We start from the raw sequence: 8,307 nt of genomic DNA, 5'->3' as shown, positions 1-8,307 counted from the left end.
TTGCGTAGCATGGCAGCAGCACCCAGTACGCCGCTTGTGAACTGGACAGATCAGACAAGTGCCCGTAAATCATCGGCAGCAGCGCACCACCCGCGATGCCCATGATGAGCAAAGCCGAGCCGCTGGCGGTGTATTTGCCCAAGCCATTCAGCGCCAGGGGCCAGATTGCAGGCCACACCAGCGCATTCGCGAAGCCCAGCATGGCGAGAAACATCACAGTGTCCGGCACTGCCGGCACGCCTGCCCAGCCCAGCATGGCGCTCGACAGCGCGCTGCCCGCCGAGGAGGCTTGCGTCACGCCGAACGAGAATACCATGCCGCACAGCGCGGACAGCAGCAGCGCGTGCTTTTGCGACAGCCAGCGCGGCACCGCAACGATGCCGACCACATAGCCCGCCATCATGAAGGCCATGGTGTAAGACGTGAGCACGCCGAAATTCTCCACACGCAGGCTACGGCCATACAGGCCAATCGTGTCGCCGGCAATCACTTCCACGCCGACGTAGACGAACAGCGCCAGCGCGCCCAGCACCAGCTGGGGAAATTGCAGCACGCCCCAATGCGAGCCCGAATGGCCGCCCACTTCCGCCTCTTCCGGAATTTCGCGCAACGGCGAGAAGCGCACCACGACCGCGATGGCGAACAGGCCCGCGGCCATTGCGGCATAAGGAAACTCCAGCCGCTGACCCAGCTCGCTGCGCAGCGCAGCGCTGGCCGCCGCATCCAGTGTGGCCAGCGCCGCATCGGAATAGCGGCTGATACCCGACAGCATCATGCTGCTGAAGGCCAGCGGCACCAGCACGCCCGCCGTCTTGTTGAAGAAGCCCATGATGCTGATGCGCATGGCCGCGCTCTCGCGTGCGCCGATGCAGACAATGTAGGGATTGATGGCTGTCTGCATCAAGGTCATGCCGCTGGCCAGTGTGAACAGCGCCAGCAGGAACAGGCTATACCAGCTGCTGCGCGCGGCCGGAATAAACAGCAGTGCGCCCAGGCCCATGATCGCCAGGCCAAGCGACATACCATTCTTGTATCCCACGCGCCGCAGCACGGCGGCGGAAGGCAACGCCATCAGGGTGTAGGCGATGTAGAAAGCGAACGTGACCCACAGCGACTGAAAGTTATTCAGATTGCAGACGATTTTGAGGAAGGGAATCAGCGATCCGTTCAGCCATGTAGCGCAACCGAGAATGAAAAACATGAGGCCAACGAAAAGCATGGCCACCACTACGTTACCGGCTGGAGAAGCGGCCGGCACGGCCAGCTTGAGAGTCTGATCTTTGTGCATGTGAATCCGTGGAGCGAGGAAGGAGAAGCCTCCCCCGCCACCGGGGGAGGCTGTGCAGCGGTACTGCGTATCAGAACTTGGCGCGCAGGCCGATGCTGTAACGCGCACCGTTTTCGTACACGCCGACCGGCAGGCCGTCCGTGGTATTGGTGCGGATTACTTCATTGCCGATATTGACGGCCGTGGCGAACAGACTGATTTGCGGCGTGATGTCGTAGTTCGCCGTCGCGTCCCACTGGCCGTAGGCGCTGGTCACGTCCTGGCCACCTTCGTCCAGACCACCATAGGATTTGGAGCGGTAGTTGTACGAGACGCGGAAGCTGTAGCGGTTCTTCTCGTAGTACGCGCTGGCGTTCAGCTGGTTGCGCGAGTTGCCGATCACATTCAGCTTGCGGCCGCCCGCCACCGCGCCGGTCTTGGCATCGGTGAAGGTGTAGTTCACGATAGTACCGAAGCCCGTGTTGCCGAAGGCTTGCTGCCATTGCAGTTCCAGTCCGTTCACTTTGGCGCCGTTGTCGGCATTGTGCGGCCGGGTCACCGGACGCTGCACGCCGGCCACGTTCTCCATCGCGGTCGAAGTGTAGATGAAGGTGTCCAGCTGCTTGGTGAACAGGGTAGCGGACAGCAGCGACGCATCAGCGAAATACCATTCCGCGCCAATCTCGAACTGGTTGGCATGATAAGGCTTCAGCAGCGGATTACCTGCGGTGGCAGCGTTCGTGGTGCCGCTGACTTCCGTACTTGCGCTCAGATCGCTGAAGGTGTTACGCGCCATGACACGCGAAGCGGCAGCGCGCACCAGCAAATCCTTGCGCAGGTCGTACACCACGTTCACGTTGGGCAGGAACTCGGAATAGCTGCGCGGCACTTCGCCCAGCACGTAATTGCCGTTGCCGCTCAGGTCCTGGTACGCCTCGGAAGTCTGCTTGGTGTGCACGAAGCGTCCACCGACATCGCCGCGGAATTTGTCGTAGGCGAAGTCGGCGCGCACATAGGCCGCAGCGATCTTCTCCTGGATGCGGTAATACTCGCCCTTTGCTTCCGCATACGACATCGCCTTGTCGTACATGGTGAAGCCTTTGCTCGCGGCCAGGCCGTCATCCACCCAGGCGAACTGGGTCAGCGAGCCCGCCGTGGCGGCGGCCTGGCTGATCATCGGCGATGGACCAGTGGACAAGTCAGCCAGCGAATACGAGATCCAGCCTGGGCTACCCGGACCGGCAGTGCCGATGGTGCGATGATTCTGCACGGTGTTGTCGCGGTATTTCACACCGACCTTGATGGCCTTGATGAAGGCGTTGTCGAGATCGAAGGTCAGGTCGGCCTGGCCGTAGTTCTCCTTGCTCTCCATGCGGCGAATCCAGTCGCGCGCACTCTGCAAGGTCAGCTTGGTGGGGTCGAGCGGATTCATGTCGAGGTACTTCACCTCGTAGGTGTCCGGTGCGATATTGATGGTGGCGCGCGTATTCCCGGTGAACCAGAAATTGCGGTCATGCAGGCTGCCGCCCGCGCCGGACGTGGTGCCGGCCTGCGCGTGCAGCTTCCAGCCATTGCCGTCGTAGGTGCCGTCGAAGTCCAGCACTTTGGATTTCACATAAGCCTGGCGGTAAATCGGCTCGAACGATACACCAGTGGTTGGGCCGACAGTGCCGCCGACCACGGCCTTGGTGCCATCGCCGGTGGTGATGAAGCGCGGATCGGTAATGTGGATCGTGTTGGTGGAATCCGCCAGGCCACCGATTTGCCACAGGTAGTTCTGGTTGTTGTTATCCATGTCCATATAGGAATGGAGGTAGTGCACGGACACATCGGATTCCGGCGTCGGGCGCAGCTGCAGCGTGAGATCCTCGGTGGTGCGCTTGCGGTCCTGGCGGAAGATTGGCGTACCACCGCCCCAGGAAGCGTATGCGTTCGGCGTCGCGACGCCATGCTGGTCGACGATGGCGTACTTGGTGGCGTCGGTGAAGTCCTCCAGGCCGTCGCGGCGCATGGTACGCTCCTGGCGGCTCAGAGCCAGCAATACGCCCAGAGTCTTGCTCTCATTGATCCAGTTGGCCAGGCCCGATACCTGCGGGTCGGTTTTCTTCGGCAGGTCGCTATAGGTTGCTTCGACAGAGGCCTGCAAAGTCAGCGGCTTCTTGAACTGAAGCGGTTTGCGGGTCTTCACGATCACCAGGCCACCGATACTGCCTTCGTCCAGATCTGCCGATGGGCTCTTGTAGACATCCAGGCTGCCCACCAGTTCGGACGGCAGAATGTCGTAGTTGAAGCCGCGGCTTTGCGAGTCGTTCTTCCACCAGTAAGCGGAGGCGACGGASTGGCCGTTCAGCTGCGTCATGTTGAGGTTCTTGTCCGTGCCGCGCACGAAGATATCGCGGCCTTCACCCCAGGTGCGGTCGACCGAAATGCCGGGCACGCGCTGCAGGGAATCGGCTACGTTCTTATCCGGGAATTTGCCCAGGTCCTCGGCGGTAACGGTATCGACCACGTTCAGCGCATCGCGCTTTTCCGCCAGGTTCTTCTTGAGCGTTTCCTTGATGCCGCGAACTTCCACCGTCTGCAGCGCATCGTCGCCTTCCGCGGCGTGTGCGCCATGCAGCGCGAGCGTGCCAAGCACCACAGCGATCAGCTGCGGCAAGCGTTTTTTCCTAAGCAGTGCCTCACTCATTTGCGTACCCTTGTCGTTATTCGAATCTGCAAAAAAATCCCCGGAATACTCCCATTACCGGGGCCAACACACTTGGGGGAGTGTGATCAGTTCTGTTGCGGCTTGTACCACTTCGCAAAACCGGCCTGAATCCGCGACGCCGCCTCGCGCGCACCGAGCTTGCCGTTCAGGACCTGCGCGTTCACGCTCCATAGCTCGCTCTCCATATTCGGCAAGCCGCGGTTCATGATCAGTGCATTCAGGCGGAAATTCGAATCGCAGCTGCTGCGCCATGCAGCCATCTGCTTGGCCAGCGGGTCATGCACTGCGATGAGGTGATTGGACAGCGTGAAGAAGCCGATCACGCGGTTGGTGTAGAGGTCAGCGAACTCCTGAGATCCCATCCAGGCCAGCAGCTTGTAGGCATCGGCCTTGTTGCGCGATTTGCGGTTGATGCCGATGCCGATATCCATGTGGTCGGAGATCTGGCATTTGTCGCCCGCATGCTGAAGCGGTGGTGCAAATACACCCAGCTCCAGGTCGGGGAACTGGTTGAAGTAGGCGATGTCCCAGGAACCGGCGGGATAGATGGCCGTATTCCCTTGTGCGAACTGGGCCTGGCTGTCGCGGTATGTCTGCACCGGCGCCGACTTGGGCATGTAGGCGGCAAGGCGCGATTCGAACTCGAAGGCGGCCAGGAATTGCGGGTCGGTGAAGCGCGCCTGGCCATCGATCAGGGCGCGGCGGCCCTGCTCGCCGTTCCAGTAATTGGGGCCGATATTGGTGAACACCGTCTGGCTGGACAGCCACTGGTCGGCGGTGCCTAGCGCCAGCGGGGCGTATGGGCTCTTGCGGACGGCATCCAGCACGCCGAAGAATTCAGTCTCCGTTGCGGGCACCTGCAAATTCAGCTTCTTGAAGATCTTTTTGTTGTACAGGAAGCCGTGGATCACCGACGCGACCGGCATGCAGAAGGTGTCCTTGCCATCGTCCGTCTGCCAGGCGACCAGTGCGCCGGGCGCGAAGTTCTCCATGCCGGCCTTGCCGTTCAGCTTTTCCAGATAGCCGCGGCGGTATAGCAGCAGCGAGGTATCGAAGGGACGGCAGGCCAGCACGTCGCCCGCCGTCCCGTTGCCGAGCCGCGCGGCCAGGCTGGTGTCGTATTCGGTCGGTGCCGTCGGCGAGAATTTGACCGTGATGCCGGGATGCTTACGCTCGAAGGCCGGCAGCAGAACGGTTTCCCACAGCACCTTGTCGTCCTCGCGCCAGCTTTCCAGCACGATGGTCCCGGCGCGGGCGGTACTGGCGCACAGCATGGCCAGGCAAAGTACGGCGCGCAGGGAGCGGCGGGTTGGCACGGTGGGGTCTCCTCGGGTTGTTGTCGTTCAGTAAATTCATGCTAACACCCGAAAAAACGTGACACCAGCGCGCACGCCAACGCATAGCCTAATTCATAAGCTTATGATTTTGTTGAGGATTTTTAAAATGCGGCGCTGCGCCGCTTACATAACTTTACAGAGCGCCCGCCGGGGCCCGTAAAACCGTGAGACGTGATGTAAGCCAGGCTTACAAAACTTAACAAGATGAGCGCAATACTTACGCAAAAGATGGGGCAAGGTTGCAACGCCCTGCCCCCAAGGGAGAAAACTACAGATCCAGCTTCGAGATTTTGGTGCCTTCCAGGCTCACGCCAGCCATCAGGCCCGCGTTGGTAAGCACCATGGCTTCCACAGGCTGGGTGGCGGTGGTGGTATCGACTTCGCCATTGGCGCCGACTTTGAGCACGGCCACGGTGCCGTCCACACCTGCGGTCCAGCCGGAGCTGGCGCGGAACTTCTCCAGCGCGTCGCGGGTCATGAAGAGGATGATGATTGCTTTGGATTGGGCGCCTGCCTGCAGGCCCACCGATACGCTGCCCATGCTGTAATAGCCGCTAGGACGGCCGCCGGTGATCAGCACGCCTTTGCCATACTCGCCGCCGACAATCAGGCCCGCATTGACCACGTTCGGGAACACCAGGGCGCCATTGGATTTGGCCACCAGCTCGCGCGAGCCTTTGACCTCTTTGTAAAGGCGATCCAGGGTGGTGTCCGCGCCGCGCACGATGTCCGCCCGCTGGTCGGCGGCAGGCGCCTTGTTGGCCGTGGTGGTGGTAGTGCATGCTCCCAATGACATGCCGGCCAGGGCCAGCGCTGCCACGGTTTTCAACAGAATCATTCGATTTCGCATGGAACCCTCCGTTTTTATAAGCGGCCGGCCCTCCGGCCATCCGACGATTCTAGCTCAACTGAAGGCGGGCGCGCGCAGCGCTGTATTCGGCTTTCAGGCGCTCGACCATTTCCTGAGCTGTGGGCACATCATGCATCAGGCCTACGCCCTGCCCTGCGCCCCAGATATCGCGCCAGGCTTTGGCGCTGCCGCTGCCAAAGCTCATCTTCGATTTGTCCGACTGCGGCAGGTCTTCGGGGTCGAGACCTGCGGCCACAATGGACTTTTTAAGGTAGTTGCCGTGCACGCCGGTGAACAGGTTGGTGTAGACGATGTCCGAGGCGCTGGAATCGAGAATGGCTTCGCGGTACTGGTCGGTGACGTTGGACTCTTTCGTGGCCAGCCAGCGCGAACCGATGTAGGCAAAGTCGGCGCCCATGGCTTGTGCCGCCAGAATGGCATCGCCCGTTGCGATGGAGCCGGACAGCGCGATCGGGCCGTTGAAGAAGCGGCGCACCTCGCCTACCAATGCAAACGGCGACAGCGTGCCGGCATGGCCTCCTGCGCCGCTGGCAACCAGGATCAAGCCATCAACGCCTGCTTCCAGTGCCTTCTCGGCGTGACGGATGTTGATCACATCGTGCATGACGATGCCGCCGTAGGAGTGAATAGCATCCAGCATTTCCTTGGGCGGTGCGCGCAGCGACGAGATGATGATCGGCACCTGGTGCTTCACGCAGACTTCCACATCGTGCTCCAGCCGGTCGTTCGAATGGTGCACGATCTGGTTCACCGCGATCGGGCCGACGCGCTTGTCCGGATTGGCTTGCTGGAACGACGCCAGTTCGGCTTGCAGCTCGGTCAGCCAGGTGTCCAGCAGCTCCTTGGGCCGCGCGTTCAGCGCCGGGAAGGAGCCGACGATGCCGGCCTTGCACTGCGCCGCCACCAGCGCCGGTCCGCTGGCGATGAACATGGGCGACGAGATGACCGGGAGAGTCAGATTCTGCAGGACGGCTGGGATAGTCATGGTGCGGCGGTCCGGTAAGTTCGAAAGCCTATTATAGCGACGACATCCCACYCACGCTTCCGTCTTTGGGATAGGCGATAGTGTAGCCAACGTCGATTTTCATGCTCTCGTTTGGCGCCAGCGATGTCTCCCATCCGACGATGCCCTGGCGCTGCTCCCATGCCGTAATGCCCGGTTGCGGGGTGAAGGTTTTCTGCACTTTGATTTCGTCGGATGTGCTGACGGGCGAGGCTTCCAGCACCAGCACGTCCACCGGCGATTTGTGCAGGCTGCTGATGGTGAACAGGTCCTTCACCTGGCGCTCGCCGCGCTGCGACAGGAAGCCGGCGCTGCCCGACTGCTGGCCGGCGCGGTCGACTGTTACGCGGATCAGGTCATCACGGCCAAAGGACAGCTGTAGCTTGTCCGACGCCTGCGTGTTCCAGTAAGCCGCGCCGACGTAGGCGCCGTCGCGGAACAGCTGCACATTCCCGTTCAGCCAGACGCCTGCCGGGCGCTCGGCTTCCGCTGTCACCACCGCGAACTTGTCCTGGCGCGGGACGATGCGCACGCGCTGCTTTGCCTGCAGGTTCTGATGCGACAGCGACAGCGTGATTTCACGGCCATCGGACGCCAGGTTCACGCGTCCAGGCACAGCGAATTCGGTGTCGAAGGTGTTTTGCGACTCCATGACCGGCGGGATGTAGCTCTCTTCCACCGAGCGCGAGCCGCTTAGCATCATCGGCGCCGCCAAAGGCGCGGGCGTCACCATGCGGTAGTCGGCCATTGGCTGCGGCTTGGAGTATGTCAGCAGCAGGGGCGACGGATCAGGTGCTTGCGGCGACAGGCGCGGCTGACCGGTCGACAGCTTCACGTCCACGCCGGACCAGTCCTCGCCGGTTTTCTGCGATACCACGGCCATACGCTCCAGTTCAATGACCGAGGTCGTGGAGTTCAGTGTGGCGCGGTAAGCAGGCTTCCATCCGGCGCGATTCACCTGATACGACAGCTTCACCGATCCCGCCTGATGCGCGGCGATGGCAATCGTGATGCTGCGCTGATCGCGCACACCGCTGCGCACCTTGTTCAATTCGCCCTGTAGTACGGCGATCTTCTTGTCGATGTCGCGCATCTGCACTTGAATGCGCTGCATCTGCG

6 protein-coding genes are annotated in these 8,307 nt (G+C 61.5%); all 6 read right to left on the bottom strand.

Annotated features, from left to right (window positions below):
• Positions 1-1,288: glucose/galactose MFS transporter (gene gluP, locus AB4Z11_RS15095; protein WP_442026063.1), on the bottom strand; the 1,288-nt coding region annotated here is incomplete at its 3' end.
• A gap of 70 nt (positions 1,289-1,358) precedes the next feature.
• Positions 1,359-3,926 carry a TonB-dependent receptor gene (locus tag AB4Z11_RS15090; RefSeq protein ID WP_442026062.1) on the bottom strand — a complete coding sequence of 856 codons (2,568 nt, stop codon included), beginning with the start codon at positions 3,924-3,926 and terminating at the stop codon, positions 1,359-1,361.
• A 116-nt stretch (positions 3,927-4,042) separates the two neighbouring features.
• The gene (locus tag AB4Z11_RS15085) at positions 4,043-5,251 is read right to left on the bottom strand and encodes an ABC transporter substrate-binding protein (RefSeq protein WP_442026064.1); all 1,209 of its coding nucleotides are present in this window, start codon (positions 5,249-5,251) and stop codon (positions 4,043-4,045) included.
• Between the two features lie 331 nt (positions 5,252-5,582).
• The gene (locus AB4Z11_RS15080; protein ID WP_442026061.1) at positions 5,583-6,164 is read right to left on the bottom strand and encodes a BPSL1445 family SYLF domain-containing lipoprotein; all 582 of its coding nucleotides are present in this window, start codon (positions 6,162-6,164) and stop codon (positions 5,583-5,585) included.
• A gap of 49 nt (positions 6,165-6,213) precedes the next feature.
• Positions 6,214-7,170, bottom strand: coding sequence for an NAD(P)H-dependent flavin oxidoreductase (locus AB4Z11_RS15075; RefSeq protein ID WP_442026060.1), 957 nt, complete (start codon positions 7,168-7,170; stop codon positions 6,214-6,216).
• 31 nt (positions 7,171-7,201) lie between these two features.
• The coding region (locus AB4Z11_RS15070) for a DUF4139 domain-containing protein (RefSeq protein ID WP_442026059.1) at positions 7,202-8,307 on the bottom strand (1,106 nt) is incomplete at its 5' end.

The organism is Pseudoduganella sp. RAF53_2, from assembly GCF_052113985.1.
In the GTDB taxonomy this organism is placed as follows: domain Bacteria; phylum Pseudomonadota; class Gammaproteobacteria; order Burkholderiales; family Burkholderiaceae_D; genus Rugamonas.
This window is presented reverse-complemented; position numbering and strand designations above follow the sequence as displayed.